14 protein-coding genes and 1 pseudogene are annotated in these 21,134 nt (G+C 74.0%); 8 read left to right on the top strand and 7 right to left on the bottom strand.

The annotated features are described in order from the left end of the window. Positions 1-89: 89 nt before the first annotated feature. The 3 genes and pseudogenes from BLW86_RS15950 to BLW86_RS15940 all read left to right on the top strand — a co-directional run. Positions 90-1,001, top strand: a pseudogene (locus BLW86_RS15950) (SDR family NAD(P)-dependent oxidoreductase); the annotation flags it as partial. Positions 1,002-1,180: 179 nt separating this feature from the next. Beyond that, positions 1,181-2,230 (top strand): Zn-dependent alcohol dehydrogenase, encoded by a 1,050-nt coding sequence (locus BLW86_RS15945; RefSeq protein WP_093874655.1) that lies wholly within the window; start codon positions 1,181-1,183, stop codon positions 2,228-2,230. A 55-nt stretch (positions 2,231-2,285) separates the two neighbouring features. Then, positions 2,286-3,509, top strand: a complete 1,224-nt coding sequence (locus BLW86_RS15940; protein ID WP_093874654.1) for an MFS transporter — start codon at positions 2,286-2,288, stop codon at positions 3,507-3,509. Between the two features lie 28 nt (positions 3,510-3,537). Here BLW86_RS15940 and BLW86_RS15935 read toward each other — a convergent pair whose 3' ends face one another. Next, entirely contained in the window at positions 3,538-4,518 is a 981-nt protein-coding gene (locus BLW86_RS15935) for a GlxA family transcriptional regulator (protein WP_256341325.1), read from the bottom strand. A 60-nt stretch (positions 4,519-4,578) separates the two neighbouring features. On the opposite strand from BLW86_RS15935, the gene BLW86_RS15930 reads away from it, so the two are divergent. The 3 genes from BLW86_RS15930 to BLW86_RS15920 all read left to right on the top strand — a co-directional run bounded on the left by BLW86_RS15930 (position 4,579) and on the right by BLW86_RS15920 (position 7,753). Further along, the gene (locus BLW86_RS15930) at positions 4,579-5,832 is read left to right on the top strand and encodes an MFS transporter (protein ID WP_093874653.1); all 1,254 of its coding nucleotides are present in this window, start codon (positions 4,579-4,581) and stop codon (positions 5,830-5,832) included. Between the two features lie 80 nt (positions 5,833-5,912). Continuing rightward, positions 5,913-7,220: an MFS transporter gene (locus BLW86_RS15925; protein ID WP_093874652.1), complete on the top strand. Its 1,308-nt coding sequence runs from the start codon at positions 5,913-5,915 to the stop codon at positions 7,218-7,220. A 23-nt stretch (positions 7,221-7,243) separates the two neighbouring features. Continuing rightward, a complete protein-coding gene (locus BLW86_RS15920; protein WP_093874651.1) occupies positions 7,244-7,753 on the top strand; it encodes a hypothetical protein in 510 nt (169 codons plus the stop codon). A 368-nt stretch (positions 7,754-8,121) separates the two neighbouring features. On the opposite strand, the gene BLW86_RS15915 is transcribed toward BLW86_RS15920, so the two are convergent. From BLW86_RS15915 to BLW86_RS15890, 5 genes are all read right to left on the bottom strand, one after another. Beyond that, positions 8,122-8,703 carry a flavin reductase family protein gene (locus BLW86_RS15915; protein WP_093878683.1) on the bottom strand — a complete coding sequence of 194 codons (582 nt, stop codon included), beginning with the start codon at positions 8,701-8,703 and terminating at the stop codon, positions 8,122-8,124. A gap of 87 nt (positions 8,704-8,790) precedes the next feature. Beyond that, positions 8,791-12,450 carry a hypothetical protein gene (locus BLW86_RS42005; RefSeq protein WP_177181661.1) on the bottom strand — a complete coding sequence of 1,220 codons (3,660 nt, stop codon included), beginning with the start codon at positions 12,448-12,450 and terminating at the stop codon, positions 8,791-8,793. A gap of 100 nt (positions 12,451-12,550) precedes the next feature. Beyond that, positions 12,551-13,339 carry an enoyl-CoA hydratase/isomerase family protein gene (locus BLW86_RS15900; protein ID WP_093874650.1) on the bottom strand — a complete coding sequence of 263 codons (789 nt, stop codon included), beginning with the start codon at positions 13,337-13,339 and terminating at the stop codon, positions 12,551-12,553. Between the two features lie 10 nt (positions 13,340-13,349). After that, positions 13,350-15,572, bottom strand: coding sequence for an acetate--CoA ligase family protein (locus BLW86_RS15895; RefSeq protein WP_093878682.1), 2,223 nt, complete (start codon positions 15,570-15,572; stop codon positions 13,350-13,352). A gap of 716 nt (positions 15,573-16,288) precedes the next feature. Next, complete coding sequence (locus BLW86_RS15890) at positions 16,289-17,464, bottom strand: flavin-containing monooxygenase (protein ID WP_093874649.1); 1,176 nt, start codon at positions 17,462-17,464, stop codon at positions 16,289-16,291. 152 nt (positions 17,465-17,616) lie between these two features. Here BLW86_RS15890 and BLW86_RS15885 point away from each other — a divergent pair, with 152 nt between their 5' ends. Together BLW86_RS15885 and BLW86_RS15880 are read left to right on the top strand one after the other, a co-directional pair. Beyond that, entirely contained in the window at positions 17,617-18,066 is a 450-nt protein-coding gene (locus tag BLW86_RS15885; protein ID WP_093874648.1) for a DoxX family membrane protein, read from the top strand. Next, complete coding sequence (locus tag BLW86_RS15880; RefSeq protein ID WP_093874647.1) at positions 18,066-18,491, top strand: Zn-ribbon domain-containing OB-fold protein; 426 nt, start codon at positions 18,066-18,068, stop codon at positions 18,489-18,491. Before BLW86_RS15885 ends, BLW86_RS15880 begins: the two co-directional genes overlap by 1 nt. Here BLW86_RS15880 and BLW86_RS15875 read toward each other — a convergent pair. Further along, positions 18,480-20,432, bottom strand: coding sequence for a serine/threonine-protein kinase (locus BLW86_RS15875; RefSeq protein WP_093874646.1), 1,953 nt, complete (start codon positions 20,430-20,432; stop codon positions 18,480-18,482). The two genes, BLW86_RS15880 and BLW86_RS15875, sit on opposite strands and share 12 nt — an antisense overlap. Between the last annotated feature and the right edge of the window lie 702 nt (positions 20,433-21,134).

The following is a 21,134-nucleotide window of genomic DNA, read 5'->3' as shown; positions in this document are numbered from 1 at the left end:
GGTCTTGTTTTCCGGTATCTGACGGACCGTAGAATCCTGACGACGAACGAATCTAACGGACCGTCAGAAAGTGCGGGAAGGGGCCGGGCGTGGGGAACTTCTTGGCTGGCAAGGTCGTCGCCGTGACGGGAGCGGGGCGCGGCATCGGCCGCGCCGTCGCCCTCGCCTGCGCGGCGGAGGGCGCGAAGGTCGTCGTCAACGACTACGGGGTGTCGATCGAGGGCGGCGAGCCGACCTCGGAGATCGCGGCGGCGGTCGTGAAGGAGATCGAGGCGGCGGGCGGCACCGCGGTCGCCGTCGCGGACGACATCTCCACGATGGCGGGCGGGGCGCGGGTCGTCGAGACCGCCCTCGCCACGTACGGACGCCTCGACGGGGTCGTGTGCGTCGCCGGCATCCTGCGCGAGCGGATGCTCTTCAACATGTCCGAGGAGGAGTGGGACCCGGTCGTCGCCACCCACCTGAAGGGCACCTTCACCGTCTTCCGGGCGGCCTCGGCGGTCATGCGCAAGCAGGGCACCGGGACCCTCATCGGCTTCACCAGCGGCAACCACCAGGGATCCGTGGCGCAGGCCAACTACTCGGCGGCGAAGGGCGGGATCATCTCCCTCGTGCGGAGCGCGGCCCTCGGCCTCCACAAGTACGGGGTCACCGCGAACGCGGTCGCGCCCGTGGCCCGCACCCGGATGTCCGCGAACGTCCCCATGGAGCTCAAGGAGATCGGCGAACCGGAGGACGTGGCCGCGCTCGTCGTCTACCTGCTGAGCGAGCGGGCCCGGGAGGAACGGATCACCGGCCAGGTGTACACCATCGCCGGTCCCAAGATCGCGGTCTGGGCCCAGCCCCGGGAACTGCGCGCGGGCTACGCCGAGGGCGGCGCGTGGACCCCCGAGCGCATCGCGGACTTCCTGCCGGGGACGGTGGGGACGGACCCGATGCCCATGCTGGCGCGCCTGGAGGAGATGGCGAAGGCGGCGGCGGAGGGCGCGCGGCCCAACGCCGAGAAGGGGGCCGGTGCCGGGAAGGGGGCCGGTGTCGAGAAGAACGCCGGTGCCGGGAAGGGGGCCGGTGTCGAGAAGAACGCCGGTGCCGGGAAGGGGGCCGGTGTCGAGAAGAGCGCCGGTGTCGGGAAGGGGGCCGGTGTCGAGAAGGGCGCCGGCGTCGACAAGGGGGAGCGGTCATGAGAGGTGTCGTCTTCGACGGGAAGCAGGTCCAGGTCGTCGACGACCTGGAGGTGCGGGACCCCGGCCCCGGCGAGGTGCTCGTGGCGATCGCCGCCGCCGGGCTCTGCCACAGCGACCTGTCCGTCGTCGACGGGACCATCCCCTTCCCGCCGCCCGTCGTCCTCGGCCACGAGGGCGCCGGTGTCGTCGAGGCCGTCGGCCCGGGGGTCGTCCACGTCGCGCCCGGCGACCACGTCGCCCTGTCCACCCTCGCGAACTGCGGCGCCTGCGCCGACTGCGACCGGGGCCGCCCGACCATGTGCCGGAAGGCGATCGGGATGCCGGGGCAGCCGTTCTCGCGCGACGGGCAGCCCCTCTTCCAGTTCGCCTCGAACTCGTCCTTCGCGGAGCGGACCGTCGTCAAGGCCGTCCAGGCCGTGAAGATCCCGGAGGACATCCCGCTGACCTCCGCCGCCCTCATGGGCTGCGGCGTCCTCACCGGCGTCGGAGCCGTACTGAACCGCGCGAAGGTCGACCGCGGCGACACCGTCGTCGTCATCGGCACCGGCGGCATCGGCCTCAACGTCCTCCAGGGCGCCCGGATCGCGGGCGCGCTCACGATCGTCGCCGTGGACACGAACCCGGAGAAGGAGGCGGTGGCCCGGCGGTTCGGGGCGACGCACTTCCTCGCCTCCACCGACGGCGTACGGGCGATCCTGCCCACCGGCGCCGACCACGTCTTCGAGTGCGTCGGCCACACCGGTCTCGTCCGGACCGCGATCGACCTCCTCGACCGGCACGGCCAGGCGGTCCTGCTCGGCATGACCGCGCCGAAGGCGGAGGCGAGCTTCCCGCCGGCCGCGATGTTCCTGGACAAGTCGATCCTGGGCTGCCGGTACGGCTCCTCCCGCCCCCAGAAGGACATCGCCCTGTACGCGGAGCTGTACCGCTCAGGCACCCTCCTCCTCGACGAACTGGTCACCCGCACCTACCCGGTGGAGGACTTCGCCCGGGCCGTCGAGGACGCGGAACGGGGGAGGGTGGCGCGGGGCGTGCTCACTTTCTGACGGGCCCGGCGAAACGCGGTGGGCCTCGGAGCCGTGGGCCGTTACGGTCCCGGACATGTCCTACCGCGAGCTCGCCGTCCGCCCCGTCCTGGCCTGGTCCGCCGTCACCGTCGCCGGCCGGCTGCCCGTCGCCATGGCGCCCCTCGCGCTCGTGTTCCTCGTGCGGGAACGGCCCGGCGGCTACACGCTCGGGGCGGTCCTCGCCGCCGCGTACGTCCTCGGGGAGATCCTCGCCGCGCCCGTCCTCGGCATGCGGCTGAACGCCGAGCGGGCCCGGCCGCAGCTCGCCGCCGGGCTCGCGGTCGGCGCCGCCGGGTTCGCCGGGCTCGGGCTCGCGCCCGGCGCCCACCCCGCCGTCCTCGCCGCCCTCGCGCTGCTCGCGGGCGCCGGCCCCGCCGCCGTGCCCGGCGGGCTGCGCGCCCTGCTCACCAGCCTGGTCCCCGAACGGGCCGTCACCCAGGCGATGAGCGTGGAATCGGTGCTGACCTTCGCCATCTGGGCGGCCGCGCCCGCCCTCACCACCGGCCTGGCGCTCGGCGTCGACCCCGCCGTGCCGCTGCTGTCGCAGGGCGTCCTGATGGGGCTCTCGGTGGCCGGACTGTGGGCGTTGCCGGCCGGATGGGCCGGTGTGGCGCGGGAGGAGGGCGCCGCGATGCGGCGGGCGCTGCTGCGCGCCTGGCCCGTGTACGTCCTGGGGGCCGCCGGCCTCACCCTGCTCGCCCTCGCCGAGCTGATCCTGCCCGCGCTCCTGGAACAGCGCGGCATCGGCATCGGCTGGGCGGGGCCGCTGCTCGCCGGGTTCTCGATCGGCTCGGCGGTCGGCGCCTTCGTGTACGGCCTCCGGGGGAGCTGGCCCGGTCCGCTGACCGTCCAGTCCCTGGTCCTGGTCCTCGCGGTGGCCGCGGGCGTCGCACTCGTCGCCGTACTGCCGTGGACCGCCGCCATCGCGGTGGCCCTGGTCGCCGCCGGGCTCCTCCAGGCCCCCGCGAGCCTCACCCGGAACCTGGCCCTCCGGCAGGTCCTCCCGCCGTCCGCGCTCGCCGCCGGGTACTCGGTCATGTACGCGGCGGTGGGCGCCGGTTACGCGGCCAGCGGCACGCTCGCCGGCGCGCTGCTCAAGGTGGCGGCCCCGTCGACGGCGATCCTCTGGGGGGTGGGTCTGACGGTGCTGCTCACGGCGGTCGGCGCGGCGGGGGAGCGGCGGCTGACGCGGCGCGCCCCCGTCGTGGCGGACGGGGAGGTTCGGGCGGAGGTCGCCCCTGCGGGAAGCGGCGGCTGACCGGCCGTACCCCCGACGGGCCATCGGCTCAGGCCGAGGGCGCGCCCGTGCGGAACGTCCGGCGGTAGGACGTCGGGGTCACCCCGATCGCGCTCATCAGGTGGACCCGCAGCGACTGGGCCGTGCCGAAGCCGGCGTCCTGGGCGACCCGGTCGACCGGCAGGCCGGTGGACTCCAGGAGGTACCGGGCGCGTTCGACGCGCTGCTGGGTGAGCCACTGGCCGGGGCTGATGCCGACCTCGTCGCGGAAGCGGCGGGTGAACGTCCGGACGCTCATCGCCTCCTTCTCCGCCAGGTCCCGCAGCTGGATCGGCTCGTGGAGGTGGGCGAGCGCCCAGGCCCGCGCGGTGGTCGTGGTGTGGGTGCCGGTCTCCGGCAGGGGCCGCTCGATGTACTGGGCCTGGCCGCCGTCCCGGTGGGGCGGTACGACGGTCCGGCGGGCGACGTCGTTGGCGACGGCCGTGCCGTGGTCGCGGCGCACGATGTGCAGGCACAGGTCGATCCCGGCGGCCACTCCGGCCGAGGTGAGGACGTCGCCGTCGTCGATGAAGAGGACGTCCGCGTCGACCCGCACGCTCGGGAAGAGGCGCTGGAAGTGCTCGGCGGACGCCCAGTGGGTGGTGGCCGGACGCCCGTCGAGGAAGCCGGCGGCGGCGAGCACGTACCCGCCGGTGCAGATGGAGACCAGTCGGGTGCCGGGCCGGATGTGGGAGAGCGCGGCGGCCAGCTCCTCGGGGAGCCTGCCCTCGTCGTGGACCGGTCCGAGCTCGTACGAGGCGGGCACGACGACCGTGTCGGCGGTGGCGAGGGCCTCCGGGCCGTGCTCGACGTGGATCGAGAAGTCGGCGTCCGTCGGCACCGGGCCGGCCTTCGGGGCGCAGGTCACGATCTCGTACAGCGGCCGGCCCCCGGGGTCCTTCGCACGGCCGAAGATGCGGTGCGGGATGCCCAGCTCGAAGGGGAGGAGGCCGGGCAGGGCGAGGACGGCGACGCGGTGCGGCTGCTGCACGGGCGGGGTGCTCCCTCCGTAAATCGGTGGTGGTCCAGACCATAGGGCTGGTACGAGTACGTGTCCGTGACGGACAACACGTACAAGTCTGAGGCCACCGGGCGGATTCCCGCCCCGGTCGTGCCGCCCGCGCTGTGGAACCGTAACTTCCGGCTCTTCTTCGTCGCCCGTGGCGTCGCCGTCTTCGGCGAGGGCATGGTCCCGGTCGCCTTCGCCGCCGGGCTCCTCGGCGCCGGCCACCCCGGCTCCACCGTCGGCTACGCGCTGGGCGGCTGGACCGCCGCCTTCGCGCTCTTCGTGCTCTTCGGCGGCGTCCTCGCCGACCGCTTCACCGCCCGCCGGATGATGATCCTCGCCGACCTCCTGCGGCTGCCCGGCGCCGCCGTCCTCGCCGTCTCCTTCACGCTCGGCGGCCCGCCGCTCTGGGCGGTCTACGCCCTCTCCGTCCTCAGCGGCGTCGGCGCCGCCCTCTTCCAGCCGGGCGTCGCCTCCACCATCCCCCGCATCGCCCCCGACGTGCAGCGCGCCAACGCCGTCCTGCGGGTCGTCGAAGCCCTCATGACCATGGCGGGGCCGGCCGCCGCCGGTCTGCTCGTCGCCGTGTGGAACGCGGGCGCGGCCTTCGCCGTCAACGGCGTCACGTTCGCGGTGAGCGCCGTCTGCTTCCTGCTGATGCGCCTCGCCCCGATCCCCTCCGACACCGCCCGGCGCGACTCCCTCGGCGCCGAACTCGTCGGAGGCTGGCGGGAGTTCCGCGCCCGCAGCTGGCTCTGGGGCGTCATCTCCATCTGGACGGTGTACGGACTGACCGTCGCCGGACCCATGGTCCCGCTCACCGCGAGCCTCGTCACCGAGGAGCACGGCTCGGCCGCGTACGGCGTGCTCATGGCCGTCAACGGCGCCGGCAGCGCCGTCGGCGGCCTCCTCGCGATCCGGCTGCGTCCCCGCCGTCCCCTCGCGGCGGGCGCGGTGGCGCTCGTCGGCCTCCCCGTGAACCTCGCCCTGCTCGGCCTCGGCGCGCCCGTGGCGCTGCTCGGCGCGGGCCAGTTCGTCGGCGGGGCGGCCTTCGCCTTCTGGCTGGTCATGTGGTCCACCTCGGTCCAGACGCACGTTCCGCAGGAGGCCCTGAACCGGATGCACGCGTACGACGTGGCCGGCTCGCTCCTGATGATGGGCGTCGGCCGCACCCTGTCGGGGCCGGTGGCGGCGGCGGTCGGCACGGAGGAGGTGCTGCTCACGGGGGCGGGGATCGCGGTGCTCGTGGTGGCGGCGCTGCTGGTGGTGCGCCCGATCAGGACGCTGCCGCGCGTGTGAAGGTGCATGTCCCGATCCTTTGGAAACCTGTCATTCGGGCCAATGGTGGGGGCCCGGTTCGGTTCGGGATGCTCGGTGGCATGGCCCAGACAACCGAGACGTCCGCCCGCACACCGGCCGGCCGGCCCCTCCGTACCCCCCGCATCCACCGCGCCTGGTTCGTCGCGGCGGTCACCTTCGTCACGATCATCGGCGCCGCGGCCTTCGCCTCCCTGCCGGGCCTCCTGATCGAGCCGCTGCACGAGGAGTTCCACTGGTCGCGGGGCACCATCGGCTTCGCCGTCTCGGTGAACCTCGCCCTCTACGGCCTGACGGCGCCGTTCGCCGCCGCGCTGATGGACCGCTTCGGCACCCGCAGGGTCGTGGCCGTCGCCCTGACGATCATCTCCGTCGGCTCGCTGCTCACCGTCTGGATGACGGCGGCCTGGCAACTGGTCCTCTACTGGGGCGTCCTCGTCGGCCTCGGCAGCGGCTCCATGGCCCTCGCCTTCGCCGCGACGGTCACCAACCGCTGGTTCGTCGCACGGCGGGGACTGGTGACGGGCATCCTCACGGCTGCGGGCGCCTCGGGCCAACTGATCTTCCTGCCGCTGCTGAGCTGGCTGGTCGAACACCACGGCTGGCGTCCGGCCGCGGTGACGGTGGCCCTCGCGGCCCTCGCCGTCGTCCCCTTCGTCTGGCTGCTGCTCCGCGACCACCCGGCGGACGTCCGGCTCGCCCCGTACGGCGGGGAGTACGCCGACAAGCCCGCCCCCGTCCCGGGCGCGGCCCGCCGCGCGATCGCCGTCCTCCTCAAGACGGCCCGCACCGGCCCGTTCTGGCTCCTCGCCGGCTCCTTCGCGATCTGCGGCGCCTCGACGAACGGCCTCGTCAAGACCCACTTCGTGCCCGCCGCCCACGACCACGGCATGCCCGTGACGGCGGCGGCCGGACTGCTCGCCGTGATCGGAGTCTTCGACGTCGTCGGCACGGTCGCCTCAGGCTGGTTCACCGACCGCTTCTCCGCGCGGCGCCTGCTGGCGGTCTACTACGCCCTCCGAGGCATCTCGCTCCTGTTCCTCCCGATGCTCCTGGCCCCGTCCGTGCACCCGCCGATGCTCTTCTTCATCGTCTTCTACGGCCTCGACTGGGTCGCCACCGTCCCGCCGACCATCGCGCTGTGCCGTGAGCACTACGGCGAGGACTCGGCGATCGTCTTCGGCTGGGTCCTCGCCTCCCACCAGGTCGGCGCGGCAGCCGTCGCCTTCGCGGGCGGCGTGGCCCGCGACGTCTTCGGCACGTACGACGTCGTCTGGTACGCCTCGGGCGCGCTGTGCGCGGCGGCGGCGCTGATGGCCCTGGTCATCAGCCGCCCCCGGACGGAGCCGGCGCTCCTGGCAGGAGCATGATGATCCCCAGGGGGTGATCGCCGATGAGCGGTCCTGACGAGGGTGCGCGGGGCTTCGCCCGGATGCTGAGGGTCTCGATCCTCGCGCTGTTCCTGGAAGCGGCGCTGGCCCTGGTCCTGGGGGTGCTGTTCGGCGACACCGGGCAGCCGGAGCCGGGCGAGGAGCGCGTCAGCGCCCTGACGCTGCTGGCACTTCCGCTCGTGTCGCTCCTGGGGCTGCTGGCCGCCGCCGGGGTCTCCGCGGTGATCGTGCTGCCGACGGTACTGCTCGGCGAGGACCTGGCGCGCTGGGCCGGAGGCCGCCCCCTCTGGTGGCAACTGCTCCTGTCGGCCGCCGCCGGAGCCCTGCTGCTGCCGCTCTGGGGCTGGGAGGGGTGGCTCGTGGGGGCGGTCTGCGTCGCCGCGGCGGCCCTCCTCACCCGACCCGCCCGGAAGGGCTACTTCGTCACACTGCTCCTGTGGGGCACGCTCGCCGTCCTGACGGTCTTCCTGCTGGGCGGGATCGGACTCCACACGGGCGCCATCGAACCCTGACCGACCGCGCACCCGGCGGGGCTGTGCCCCCGCCCGCCCACCCCCGTTGTGGGCAATCGTTCCGCTGGGGCGGAACGGGTGGGCACAACGGACGGCGCCCCTTGCCGGGCCTAGGCTCCCGCGCCTGAACCTGCACCACGTTGCGCGCCGCCACTGTCGGTGCGGGGCCAGGCGCGGAACGCGGAGGCGCCGCTGAGCGCGCCGTCCCGTGTGCCCACCCGTCCCGCCCCAGCGGGACGATTGCCCACACGGGCGGGGAGGGCGGCCACCGTCCCGGCGGAACGATTGCCCACAACGGGGGCGCGAGGGGCGGGCACCGCCCCGGCCGGCGCGCGCCCGCGGCGGGGTGTCGTAGGTGCGGCCCGCCCCTACGCGCTGAAGCGGCCGAACCGCCCCCGGTGGAAGAGCAGCGGGTCCCCGTCCCCCGTCGCGTCCAGGCTCTCCACCCGTCCCACCACGATCAGATGGTCCCCGCCCGTGTGGACCGTGGTGATCGTGCAGTCGATCCAGGCGGGCGCGCCGGCGAGGCGTGGGGAGCCGGTGGCGGGGGCCGCCTCCCACTCCACGCCCGCGAACTTGTCCGCGCCGCTCACCGCGAAGGACCGGCACAGTTCGCCCTGCCCGGCGCCGAGGACGTTGACGCAGAAGGTTCCGGCCGCCGCGATCCGGGGCCAGGTGGTCGACGTCCGGGCGACCATGAAGGCCACGAGGGGCGGGTCGAGGGAGAGCGAGGCGAAGGACTGGCAGGCGAAGCCGGTCGGCCCGTCGGCGTCGAGGGCCGTCACGATCGTCACCCCGCTCGCGAAGTGGCCCAGGACCCGGCGGAATTCGGCCGGGTCGACGGGCGGGCGCTCGTCCTCCCGTACCGCGCGCAGGGCCGGCCGGGGCAGTGGTTCCACGGCCGTCGGCGAACCGGCCGCTCTCAGGTGTCGGACGACGGTGGCCGCCATCCCCGCGTGTCCCATCACACCATCCATTGAAGCTGACGGTTCGTCAGATGTGAACCCTTCGGAGGGGATGACGGCCATCGGCTCAGGTCAGCCCGCGACCGCCACCGTCGACCGGGTCCAGGCGACACCGGACGTGTGCCCGGTCCGCAGCGCCGTCACCCGGACGGTGATCCTCAGCCCGCGCTGCGCCGACGTCGGCGTGAACGTCGTCCGCGTCGCCCCGCTGATCGCCCGCCCGTTCGCGTACCACTGGTACGCGTACGAGGTCGGCGCCGGCGTCCACGTGCCCCGGTTCAGGCTGAGCGTCCGCCCGACCCGGACCGTGCCCGTGACGTACGGCGCGACCGTCGCCCTCGGGGCGAGACCGACGGCCACCGTGTACCCCGCCGTGGTGTACGCCCCGCTCAGGTGCCCGGTCCGCAGCGCCGTCACGGTCACCGTGAGCTTCTTGCCGAGGACGGCGGCGGCGGGCACGTACGAGGAGGAAGTCGCGCCGGAGATCGCGACGCCGTTCGCCCGCCACTGGTAGGCGTACGAGGTCGGCGTCGGCGACCACGTCCCGACGACCGCCGTCACCTTCGACCCGACCCGTACGGTCCCGGAGATGCGCGGCACCGTGGCCGGCTTGGGCGCGACGCCCTTCACGACCGCGGCGGCGCTCACCGCGGTGACGACGGGATGCCCCGCCTTCCGCGCGGTCACGGCCACGGACAGCTGCTTGCCGAACAGCGTCGACGGCAGGGCGTACGTGGAGCCGGTGGCCCCGGCGACGGCGACGCCGTTCGCGCGCCACTGGTACGCGAGCGAGTCCACCGGCAGCGACCACGACCCGGGCTTCGCCGTCACCGTCCCGCCGACGACCGCCGTGCCGGAGACAGCCGGGGCGGCGCTGTTGCGGAGGGCGGCGACGACGGTCACCGACGGCTTCATGTACTGCGCGCCGAACGCGTACACGCTGGCGTTCAGCACGCCGAGCGGCGCGTTCGTCAGGTCGAGGGCCACCGTCATGCTGCGCCGGTCCGGCGCGACGGAGAGGGTGGTGGACTCGGCCCGGAAGGACCCGTTCGTCAGGACGACCTTGGCGGAGTCGGGCAGCGCCGAGCCGGTGACGGTCATCGAGATCTTCCCCCGGCCGACCGTGGCCGGGCCGACGGTGCCGACGGAGCGCTCGTCGGTGCCGCACAGGTACTGGGCGCAGGTGATGCCGGCGTTCACCGCCGTGGACGCCGCCGTCGGCGTCTCCGGAAGGCCGATGACCATGATGCTCGGCCGGGCCACCTTGGGGTAGGCGTTCGGCAGGGTGCACTCGTAGTTCTGGCCCTCGCTGGAGTACGACCCGAAGCAGCCGTTCTTCTGCGTCGTCCGGTCGTACAGCCACGGGGTCGGCTGCTGCGCGAAGGTCCCCGCCGGCGTGAACCTCAGGCCGAAGTGGTCGCCCGACGACGACGGGACCGCCGCGCAGAGTGCGGTCTTCTGCTCGGTCAGGGTGCCGACGAGCGGGCCGAAGCCGTAGCTGACGTTCGGGACCTGGACGCACTCGGGCGCGGGCCCGGCCGGGGTGGCGATGCGCAGGGCGTCGAGGCGGTAGCCGGCGGGTGCGGTGTCGCCGTCCGGGACCTGGAGGAGCACCTGGTACGCCGTCGAGCCGGTGGCGGCACAGCCCCGGGCGAAGTAGTCGCAGACGCCGTCGCCGGCCGCGTCGAAGGCCATGAGCCGCACGACGCCCTGGGCGTCGCGCACGTTGAGGTGCAGAGTGTCCCCGGCCGCGGTCGTGGTCACCCGCCGGCACACGAAGTCGCCGGGCGCGGCCGGGACACCACCGGTCGACGGACCGCCGACGGCCACCGCGGCGGTGGCGACGCAGCCGCGCGCCGTGGCCGTGATGTCGAGGCGGGTCAGCAGCGTCTCGGCCGGCATGTCACGGCCCTGGACGAGGACCGTGTGGGCGAGGCCCGGGGTCAGGACGCATCCCGAGAAGGAGCCGTAGTAGGTGCGGATCTCGCACCTGACCTTGCCGTCCGCGTCCACGACGACGGCCTCGGCGGGCGAGCCGCCGGCGCCCTCCGCGATGCGGATCAGCTCCTTGGCGGAGTGGTCGTCGGCGGGGATCGTCAGGCAGTCGGCGAAGACGCCGTCACCGGTCTTCACGACCGACCGGGCCGGGGCCGCGCCGAAGTCGGCGGCGGTGAAGGTCCGGCAGACGGAGGGCGCGTCGGTCCGGTGGACGACGAGACCGTAGCCGTCGCCGCCCTCGTACACGTCCTTGTCGGTGACGACCGCCCGGTAGGGGGCGGTGCCGCCGAGCACGCAGGTGGCGTCCCAGAGGTTCGTGGCGTAGAGGCACTGTTCGAGGCCGGTCGCGTCGTACACCGCGATGTCGGCGGTGCGGTCGGTCAGGACGGCGAGGTGTGCGCCCTGCGGCAGCGGCAGGTTCAGGCAGTCGACCTCACCGGGCGCGGAGAACGTGCCCCGGTACGTCGTGGCGAGCTCGACCCCGTCCACGCAGCCCTCGGTGGAGGTACGGCCGAAGGCCTGGACGGCGTCGTCGGTGAGGACGGTGTACGTCGTGCCCGCCGTCAGCCTGCAGGAGGCGTCGTAGCCCCGGCAGGCGTAGGTGCCGTCGTTCAGGTACATGGAGACGTTGGCGCGGTTGCCCTGCTCGTCCACGGAACGCACGTCGTAGGCGCCGGACACGGTGGGCGTGATGGTCTTGCAGCCGGTCGCGGGACCGGACCGGTCCGGCGCGGTGCCGTAGACGGCCGGGGCGACGGTGGCGCAGCCCGCCGGGGCGGAGAGGCGGCGGACCTTCAGGGTGTACAGGGCCCGGGTGCCGTCCTCCTGGTCGGCGACGACCCCGTAGACGCGGTAGCCGCCGGTGCCCTCGGGCAGGACGCAGCCCTCGGAGCCGTCCTGGTTGTACCCCGTGCACAGGCGTTTGCCGGTGGCGTCCGAGATCCACGCGGAGGCGTCGCCGTAGGCGACGCGCCGGAGTTCCTGCGTGATCCGCTCGCCCGGGGCGGCGGTGAAGGAGTGGCAGACGACGCCCATCGGTCCGGCGCCCGTGCCGGTCGCGGGGGCCGTGTCGTACCCGGTGCCGGGGACGGCGGGGCAGTCGCCCTGGGCGGTCGCCATCAGCGGGACGAGGGCGACCCTGTTTCTGGCGGCCGACCAGTGGTTGTTGGTGAGCTTGAGCGTGTACTGGCCGACGGCCAGGTCGCACCAGGCGTCCTTGTAGACCCAGTCCTGGCACGCGACCCGGTCTTCGCCCGCGTAGAGCTCCGGGTAGGTGTCGTAGCTGCCGTCGACGAGGATGCGGTGCGTGCCGGGCTTGTCGACGGTGACGGTGAAGCAGGCGGTGGCCTTCGACTCGATGTCGACCTGCTTGACCGCGTCACTCGTGGCGCCCGGGTCGCCGAGCGGCGCGAGCGGCAGCGCGGGACAGGGGGCCGCGGTCGGCGTCGGGTCCGGCGTCGGGTCGGTGGTCGCCGTCGGGTCGGGCGTCGGCTCGGTGGTCGCCCACGGGTCTGGCGTCGGCTCGGTGGTCGCCGTCGGGTCGGGCGTGGGCTCGTCCGGAGCCTCGGCGACCGGGCCCGACGGCGAAGTGGTCGACGGTGATACGGCCGACGCCGATACGGCCGGCGCGGGTGTCGCCGCCACCGCCGTACCGGTCGGGAGCATCGGCCCCACCAGGGCCGCCAGCAGGGCAGGTACCAGCAGCAGCGTTCTCGCGGATCGTCTGGATCTCACGCGAGAACGCGCGAAGTTCGGCATGTTTCCGTTCCCCCCGGAGCGGTGTATGGCATAGACGCGTCACACCCTACGGGCCGCCCCGGACACCGTCGCGCGACTATTTCCCCTCGTACCGCGCCTCCCGCCGCTCCACGAAGCTCGCCACGCCCTCCTGCGCGTCCCTCGTCGTCATGTTGAGCTCCTGCGCCGTGGCCTCCGCCGTGAACGCGACCGAACGGTCCACGTCCAGGGACGCGTTCACCAGCTGCTTGGTGAGGGCGAGGGCGCGGGTCGGGCCCTGCGCGAGGCGTTCGGCCCATTCCCGGGCCGTCTTCTCCAGCGCCTCGGAAGGGACCACCCGGTTCACCAGGCCCATGGCGTGCGCCTCCGCCGCCGGCACCGCGTCGCCGAAGAACATCAGCTCCTTCGTCCGCTGCGGCCCGATCAGCCGGGGCAGGAGGTACGCCCCGCCCCCGTCCGGCACCAGCCCCCGCCGTACGAACACCTCGATGAACCGCGCCGACTCCGCCGCGAGCACCAGGTCGCAGGCGAACGCGAGGTGCGCCCCGATCCCCGCCGCCGTGCCGTTCACCGCCGCGATCACCGGTTTCTCGCAGTCCATGACCGCGGCGATGAACCGCTGGGCGCCCTGCCGGATCATCCGCGCCACGTCCCCCGCCACCCGCTCGCCGGAGGCCGACGGCGCGCCCCGCAGGTCCGCGCCCGCGCAGAAGCCGCGCCCGGTGGCCGTCACCACCACGCAGCGCACGTCCGGGGCGGCGGAGGCCTCGGCCAGCAGGGCGATGATCCGTTCCCGCTGGTCCCAGGTGAGCGCGTTCATCGCCTCGGGGCGGTTGAGCGTGATCCACGAGACGCCGTTCTCGACGGTGTGGAGTACGTCGGTCATGGGGAGCTCCTCAGCGGCAGACCGCCAGCGCGTCCAGGGCCACCGCCCCCTGCCCGCGCGGCAGCACCATCAGCGGGTTGATGTCCAGTTCGGCGAGGTCGCCGTCGAGTTCGAGGGCCATCCGCTGGACGCGGAGCACGACCTCGACGAGCGCGTCGACGTCGGCCGGCGGTGCGCCCCGCACGCCGTCGAGCAGGGGCCGGCCGCGCAGTTCGTCGAGCATCGAGCGGGCTTCGCGCTCCCCGAAGGGCGGGACGCGGACGGCGGTGTCGTTCAGGACCTCCACCAGGACCCCGCCGAGGCCCACCGTGACCGTCGGGCCGAAGAGCGCGTCGTGGGTCACGCCCACCACCATCTCGACCCCGCGCCCGACCATCTGGCAGACGAGGACGCCGTCGAGGTCGATCTCCTCGAAGCGGGCGATGTCGGTGAGCTCGCGGTACGTGTCCCTGACCTGGCTGGCCGAGGTCAGGCCCACCTTCACCAGGCCCAGTTCCGTCTTGTGGGCGAGCTGCGCGCCCGAGGCCTTCATCACGACCGGGTAGCCGACGAGCCCGGCGGCCCGGACGGCCGCCGCCGCGCTGGTGACGAGCTGCTCGCGCGGCACCCGTATCCCGTAGGCCCGGAGCAGCTGCTTCGCCGCGTGCTCGCTGAGCCGCCGGCCGGGCCGCATGAGGGCCTGGGCCTTGCGGAGGGACGGGGAGGGGGTGCGGGGGGCCTCGTCGAAGGGGGAGCGGTAGGCGGCGGTGAAGCGGTGGTGGTCGAGGTAGGCCTTCACGGCCCCGATGCAGTTGGCGAAGGTGCGGAAGGTGGCGACGCGCGAGGAGCCGAGGAGGGTCGTGCGGTACGCCTCCTCCGTGCCGACCGGCGAGCCCCAGACCACGCACACCAGCTTGTCCGTGGCCTCGGCCGCGTCGACGAGGTCCTGGGCGAGCTTGTCGCTCATCGGGGGGAAGGGGCCGGTGATGGGACAGATCAGCACCCCGACCGACGGGTCGGCGAGGATCGCGTCGATGATCTTCCGGCCGCGCCAGTCGCCCACCGGGTGACCGCCGTTGTCGACGGGGTTGGCGACGTTCAGGTACTCCGGGATCCACTGGTGCAGTTCGTCCTGCTTGGCCTGGTGGAGCGTGGGGAGTTCGAGTCCCGCGGCCGTGGCCAGGTCGGCGAAGTGGGCTCCCGTGCCGCCGGAGATGGAGTAGACGACGACGCCGTCGGCGAGCGGCCGGCGCGCCCGGGCGAGGAGGGCGGAGGTGTCCTGGAGCTGGTCGAGGCCGTCGACGCGGATCACCCCGTACTGCCGCATGGCCGCGTCGACGACCCGGTCGGCGCCGGTGAGCTTGCCGGTGTGGGAGGCGGCGGTGCGGGCGCCGGTCTCGGTGCGCCCGACCTTCACGGCGACGACGGGGACGCCCTGGCGCGCGGCCCGGTCGGCGGCGAGGAGGAAGGAGCGGCCGTCCTTGAGCCCCTCGACGTAGCAGGCGATGGCCCCGACCTCGGGGCGTCCGGCGAAGTACGAGAGGAAGTCGGCGGTCTCCAGGTCGGCCTCGTTGCCGGTGGGTGCCCAGTGGGAGAGGCGGACGCCGAGCTCCTGGAGGGTGAAGACGGGCCGCCCCTGGTGGCCGGACTGGGTGATGAGGGCGACGGCGGGGCCTTCGAGGTCGTCGCGGAAGCGCTCGAAGGCGTTGAGGTTGGTGTTGGGGCCGAGGAGGCGGAGCCCGGAGCGGCGCACGGCGGCGGCGAGGCGTTCCTGCGCGGCGGCGCCGGCCTCCCCGGTCTCGGCGAAGCCGGAGGCGAAGGCGACCGCGAACCTCACCTTGGTCTCGGCGAGCTCCTCGATGACGGGCAGCGGGTCGGCGACGAGGAGGACGGCGAGGTCGACGGGTTCGGCGAGCGCGCGGACGGAGGGCACGCAGTCGATCCCGAACACGCTCGTACGGGTCGGGTGCACGGGCACGAGCCGGGCGCCGACCCGCTCGGCCCAGGCGAGCAGCTGCCGGGTGATGCCGGTGTTGGGCCGGCCCTCGGCGTCGGAGGCGCCGACGACCGCGACGGACTCGGGCCGGAAGAACCGGTCGAGGTCGGGGACGGGCGCGTGCAGCGGCCGGCCGCTGACGTCCAGGTCGCCGGGGGCGACGGTGACGCCGTGCACGACGACCGGGGGCGCCTCGCCGCAGGCGACCACGCGGGCGCGGAGATCGGTGGTGAAGGTGCCGTGAGTCGATCCAAGCATGTTCCGCCGCCCTTCACCCATCCGTATACACCTGACGGCTAGTCAGATTACAGAACTGACGGCCAGTCAGGAATGGGTGTGCGGGGACGTACTCTCCGGCGGCCCGAGGACCGTCGTGGAACGGGTTCTCCGACGGCGTACAACCCTTCGACGGCGAGGGCGGTCTCACCCCTCGGGCGACATGCGTGAAACGTCCGACGACAACCGAAATGGGGTGCCACTTGACCCGCTCCATCCGCGTCCGGGACGGCGGCGGCGAGCGCACCCTGTCCGAGTCCGTGAACGCCGGCTCCCTCGACTGGTCCCCGGACGGCTCCCAGCTCGCGTACACCGAACAGAAGGACCATTCGCAGCTCTACGTCGTGAGCGCGACCGCGCCCGGCAGCACGCCCGAGCTCCTCCCGGCCCCCGGCACCAGCGTCCACGACGTCTCCTGGGCCCCGCCGCGCGGCTGGACCCCCCACGGCGTCTTCCGCCACGACTACACCGGCGACGGCCGCGCCGACGTCCTCGCCGTGGACGGCGCGGGCACGCTCTGGCGCTACGACGGCACCGGCACCGGCACCCTCAAGGCCCGCGTGAAGGTCGGCTGGAGCTGGAACGGCCTCAGCTCCTTCTGGCCCGGCCCGCGTTCTGATCCCGTCCCCCTCAGGGCCGGCAGGTGCCCCGCCCCCGCTCCCCCGGGGGGGGCGGGGCACCGTCACGTCGGCTCCCGGTCAGCTCTTGGTCGCCGTGCCACGGGTCCGCGCGATGCGGCGCGCGATCCGCTCCGCGTCCCTCGCCAGCTCCCGGAACATCCCGCTGATCGGGTTCGTGAAGCCCGTGAAGTACAGCCCGGGCGCCTCGCGCGGGCTGCGCGCCCCGTGCGCCACCGGCAGCCCGCGCCCGTCGAGGACGTCCAGGTGCCCGAGGAGCGGCTCCAGGGCGCGCCGGTATCCGGTCGCCGCGATCACCGCGTCCGGGGCGATCCGGCTGCCGTCCGCGAGGACCACCTCGCCGTCCTCGAAGCCCTCCACGGCGGCGACGATCTCGACCTTCCCGGCGCGCACGGCGTCGATCAGGCCGACGTCCTGCACCGGGATCGCGCCCTCCCGCTGCCGGGTGGCGAGGCCCTTGTCCGGCCGGGGCAGTCCGTGCGCCGCGAGGTCCGGCGCGGCGAACCGGGCGAGCAGCGCGCCCATCCGGTCGACCAGGGCCACCGGCAGTCGTCGCACCAGGATGCCGGAGCGCTGGGCGGGCCAGCCGAGGGTCGTGCGGCGCACGATGTGCGGGACGGTCCGCACCGCGAGCCGCACCCGGGCCGCCCCGCCCCCGGCGAGGTCGGCGGCTATCTCGGCGCCGGTGTTGCCGGCGCCCACGACGAGGACGTCCTTCCCCTCGTACGGCCCCGGGGCGCGGTACGCGCGCGCGTGCACGAGCCGGTCGCCGTACGCGTCGAGGCCGGGCCACTCGGGCAGGTGCGGGGTGTGGTTGTACCCGGTGGCCACCACGACCGCGCGCCCGGTGAGCAGCCGCCCGCCGGTGGCGTGCAGGACCCAGTCCGCACCGGAGCGCTCGACCCGGTGGACCTCGACCCCGGTGACGACCTCCAGCTCGTGCTTCTCCGCGTACGTCTCCAGGTAGCGGACGACGTCGGCGCGGGCGACCCAGCGGCCGAAGGAGCGGGGCATCCTCAGGCCGGGGAGGGCGGAGAGCCGCCGGGTGGTGTGCAGCCGCAGCCGGTCGTAGTGCGCGCGCCAGGAGGCGCCGACGGCGTCGGACTTCTCCAGGACGACGGCCCGGACGCCCCGCGCGCGCAGGGCGGCGGCGACGGCGAGCCCGCCGGGTCCGCCGCCGATGACGTACACGGGGTGAACGGCCTGCGGAGAGGGTGTTCGGGGGGTGGTGACCATGAATGCTGAGCGTAATGACGTGTACACGCAGTGGGTCTCGGTCAAGAGGGGATTTCGGTTGCGAATCGGTCACGCGCTCCCGCCCCTTGCGCTCCCGGTCGCCCTGCGCTGAACTGACGTACCGTCAGATCCAGTTCACGGGGAGGGTCCGCATGCAGACCGTCTGGCTCACCGGCGCCGAATGGCTCGCCGTCCTCCGCATCGGCCTCGGCCTGTGGTGGCTGGAGAGCTGGCGCCACAAGGACAAGAAGGGCTGGTTCGAGCGCGGCACCGGCATCGCCTGGGCGGCGGACGTGGCCGGCAGGCACCGGTGGACGGCCGTGAGGAACGGCTTCGACACCGTCGTCGCCCCGCGCCCCAAGCTCATGGCGTACGTCGTCGTCTACGCCGAACTCGCCCTCGGCCTCGGCCTCGTCACCGGCCTCCTCACCCCGGTCGCCCTCGTCGGCGGCCTCCTCCTCAACCTCCTCTACCTCGTCCTGATGATCCACGACTGGGCCGAGCAGGGGCAGAACGCGATGATGGCGCTGATCTCCCTCGTCGCGCTCCTCGCCATGTCCTGGCAGACCTGGTCCCTCGACTCCGCGATCGGACTCTTCTGATGACGGCCACCCCGGCGAACCTCCCCGACGTCGACGCCTTCACCCGCCCCTACTGGGACGCCGCCGCCGAAGGGCACCTGCTGCTGCGCCACTGCGCCGCCTGCGACCGCGCCCACCACTACCCGCGCGAGTTCTGCCCGTACTGCTGGAGCGAGGACGTCCGCTGGGAGCGGGCGAGCGGCCGCGCCGGCCTCTACACCTGGTCGGTCGTCCACCGGAACGACCTCCCGCCCTTCGGCGACCGCGTCCCGTACGTCGCGGCCGTCGTCGACCTCGCCGAGGGCCCGCGCATGATGACGGAGGTCGTGGGCGTGGCGGAGGAGGACCTCCGGATCGGGATGGAGCTGGAGGTCGCGTTCCGGGCGGAGGGCCCGGACGGGGAGGTCACCGTTCCCGTCTTCGGCCCTCCCCGCTCAGAGGGCTGAGATGTTCCGCCAGAGGTAGGCGCGGTTCGTGGCGTCGCAGGTGTACGTCATCACGAACGGCGGCCCGGTCAGCAGGCACATGCCGTCGTTCATGTTCTTGATCGTCCGCCCGGAGGACGTCGAGGTGCCGATCTTCCAGGACTGGAGGCTGGAGCCGTTGCACGGGGAGAGCCCGACGGTGGAGCCGGAGGGCTGCAGGCACTTCCCGGACTTCTTGCTGATGAGGCGGAAGGTGCCGTTCGCCCCGGGGGAGTAGGTCCAGGAGTACGAGAGGCTGCCGCCGTTGGTGGGCGGGGAGCCGCACTCGTAGGTGTTGACGAGGGTGGCCCAGCCCTCGTCGCTCTCGGCGAGGCACTGCCCGTTCGAGGCGTTCTCGATGGAGTACGTCCCCGAGGGCGACGAGCCGCCGGAGGGCGGGGGCGCGGGCCGGGTGGTGGCCGGCGGCGGGGCGGGCTGCTGGGTCGTCGACCCGCCGGAGGAGCCGGACCCCGCACCGGACCCGGACCCCGACCCGGAGCCCGAGCCGCCGGAGGACGTGGTGGTGCTCGACCCGCCGCCCGTGACGGACCCGCCCCCGCCCCCTGAGGCCGAGCCCCCGGGCAGGGTGCCGGTGCCGCCCGCGCCCCCGCCTCCGCCCGCGGAGGCGTCCGGGGGCGGAGGTGCGGCCGTCGACCCGGCCGGCGGCTTCCCCGAGGGCTTGGCCGACGGCTTCGCGGAAGGCCTGGCCGACGGCTTCCCCGTCCCGCTCGCCGACGGTACGGAAGCGGGCTGCGAGGCCACCGCGGACGGCGACGGCTCCGGGGACGCGCCGAGCCGGCCGATCTCGTACGGGCCGAGGGCGACGGTCAGGGTGGTTCCGGTCGCGACGACGACGGGCACGGCGAACATGACGAACCGGTTGCGCCGCCACCGAGGCGGGTCGGAAGCGGCCTGCCCCGTGACGGCCAGGGGGTCGGGCCCGCCGGTCGCGGGCTCCTTGGGGGCCTGCGGGGTCAGCGAGGCCGTCGCCACGTCCTGCGTCGGGTCGGCCCGCTCCAGCTCCGCGAGCTGCTCGGCGGTGGGCGCCCCGGCGGCGAAGACCGCCCGCTCGGCGATCCGCTCGGCGACGGCCGCCGGCCAGACGGCGCCCGCCGCGTGCTCCTCGGTGAGCCCGACGAGCTCGTCGGCCGTCGGCCGGTCCGCCGGATCCTTGGCGAGACACTTCCGTACGAGCTCCGCCAGCTGGGGGTCGCCTTCCGTGAGCCGCCCGAAGTCGGGCTCGCCGTGGACGACCCGGTAGAGGAGGTCGGGCCCGGAGCCGTCACCGAACGGAGGCCGCCCGTTCGCCGCGTACAGCAGGAGGCTGCCCAGGCCGAACACATCGGCGGCACCGGTCAGCTGCCGGTCGGCGACGGCCTGCTCGGGCGCCATGTAGGCGGGGGTGCCGATGACCATGCCGGTCTTGGTCAGCCGGCTCTGGTCGGCCGCGCGGGCCACGCCGAAGTCGATGAGCGAGAGGCCGCCGCCGGTCAGCATCACGTTGGACGGCTTGAGGTCGCGGTGCACCATGTCCGCGCCGTGCACCACCCGCAGCCCGGCCGCCGCCTCCCGGAGGAGCCGCCACAGGGCGCCGCCGGACAGCGGGCCGCCGTTGAGCCGGACGGCCTCGTTGAGGGTGATGCCGGGGATGAACTCGGTCGCGAACCACGGCGGCTTCGCCGTGCGGTCGCTCGCGAGGAGCCTGGTGTTGGCCCCGGCGGGCAGCCGGGCCAGGTTGTCGAGCTCGTGCCCGAAGTGACTGAGGAAATCGGCGTCCTCGGCGAGCACGGGAAGGACCCGCTTCACCGCCGCGAACTTCCCGGGCACGGCGCCGAGATAGACCCGCCCCATCCCCCCGGACCCGAGCACGCCGAGCAGCCTGAACGCCCCGATCTGCCGTGGGTCGCCCGATTCGAGCGGCATCGCCCCACTGCCGCGCAGACTGTCGAGACTGGATTGGTCTTCCGGTTCCCCCTGCATGGGCCACACAGTAGCCGAGCGGGTTTGCGACCTGAATGGAGGTCAAGTGCTTGTTGCAGGGCTGTGGTTGAGGGATGAGGGGCAGGGTGGGGCCCGCGCGGGTGGCAGGGGATCGGGGTGGGTGCTCGGAGTGGGCCGGCTTCGTGGGCTTCTGGTGTGGCCGCCCTCTTTCCGAGTGTGGCGGCCTCCACCACCGCGTCAAGGGCGCTCCTGCGTCGCGTCGCTGCGCGATGGGCTGCGCCCACCCTTGACCCGGCGGCGGAGGCCGCCTTTTCACACTCGGAGGGCGGCCGGGGGCGGGGCCGCGCGGGGCCCGGGCAGCGGCGGGGGCGGGAGGGCGGCTGTCGGACCGGTGGGTGGGGGCTCGGTTCGCGGCCGGGGCGGGTGGGGCTCTTTCCCTCGGCTCGGGGTGCGCGGCAGTGGAATGGGACGGCCCGGCGGTGCTCGGCGGCTGACGGCCGTCTCGTGGTCGGGCTTCAGGCCCCGCTGGTCACTGTGGGGGTGGTTTCCCGCAGTAACTCGGACGGGTTGGGTGATGTGCCTCTTTTGGGTCCTGTCCGGGGGTGGTTACCGGGAGTAGAGCTGGCTTGTTCGCGCCTCTCCCCCCGGCGGTGACCAGCGGGGCCTGAAGCCCGGCCAACGGAC

The sequence above is a fragment of the Streptomyces sp. TLI_105 genome, assembly GCF_900105415.1.
Lineage (GTDB): Bacteria > Actinomycetota > Actinomycetes > Streptomycetales > Streptomycetaceae > Streptomyces.
Note: the sequence above shows the minus strand (reverse complement) of the source record. Positions and strands in the feature narration are given on the sequence as shown.

Coding starts and splice junctions, on each gene's coding strand:
- BLW86_RS15915 (WP_093878683.1), bottom strand. CDS start 8,703: ATGGCGGCCACCGTCGTCCGACACCTGAGAGCGGCCGGTTCGCCGACG.
- BLW86_RS15925 (WP_093874652.1), top strand. CDS start 5,913: ATGGCCCAGACAACCGAGACGTCCGCCCGCACACCGGCCGGCCGGCCC.
- BLW86_RS15875 (WP_093874646.1), bottom strand. CDS start 20,432: ATGCCGCTCGAATCGGGCGACCCACGGCAGATCGGGGCGTTCAGGCTG.
- BLW86_RS15885 (WP_093874648.1), top strand. CDS start 17,617: ATGCAGACCGTCTGGCTCACCGGCGCCGAATGGCTCGCCGTCCTCCGC.
- BLW86_RS15900 (WP_093874650.1), bottom strand. CDS start 13,339: ATGACCGACGTACTCCACACCGTCGAGAACGGCGTCTCGTGGATCACG.
- BLW86_RS15945 (WP_093874655.1), top strand. CDS start 1,181: ATGAGAGGTGTCGTCTTCGACGGGAAGCAGGTCCAGGTCGTCGACGAC.
- BLW86_RS15895 (WP_093878682.1), bottom strand. CDS start 15,572: ATGCTTGGATCGACTCACGGCACCTTCACCACCGATCTCCGCGCCCGC.
- BLW86_RS15940 (WP_093874654.1), top strand. CDS start 2,286: ATGTCCTACCGCGAGCTCGCCGTCCGCCCCGTCCTGGCCTGGTCCGCC.
- BLW86_RS15890 (WP_093874649.1), bottom strand. CDS start 17,464: ATGGTCACCACCCCCCGAACACCCTCTCCGCAGGCCGTTCACCCCGTG.
- BLW86_RS15880 (WP_093874647.1), top strand. CDS start 18,066: ATGACGGCCACCCCGGCGAACCTCCCCGACGTCGACGCCTTCACCCGC.
- BLW86_RS15920 (WP_093874651.1), top strand. CDS start 7,244: ATGAGCGGTCCTGACGAGGGTGCGCGGGGCTTCGCCCGGATGCTGAGG.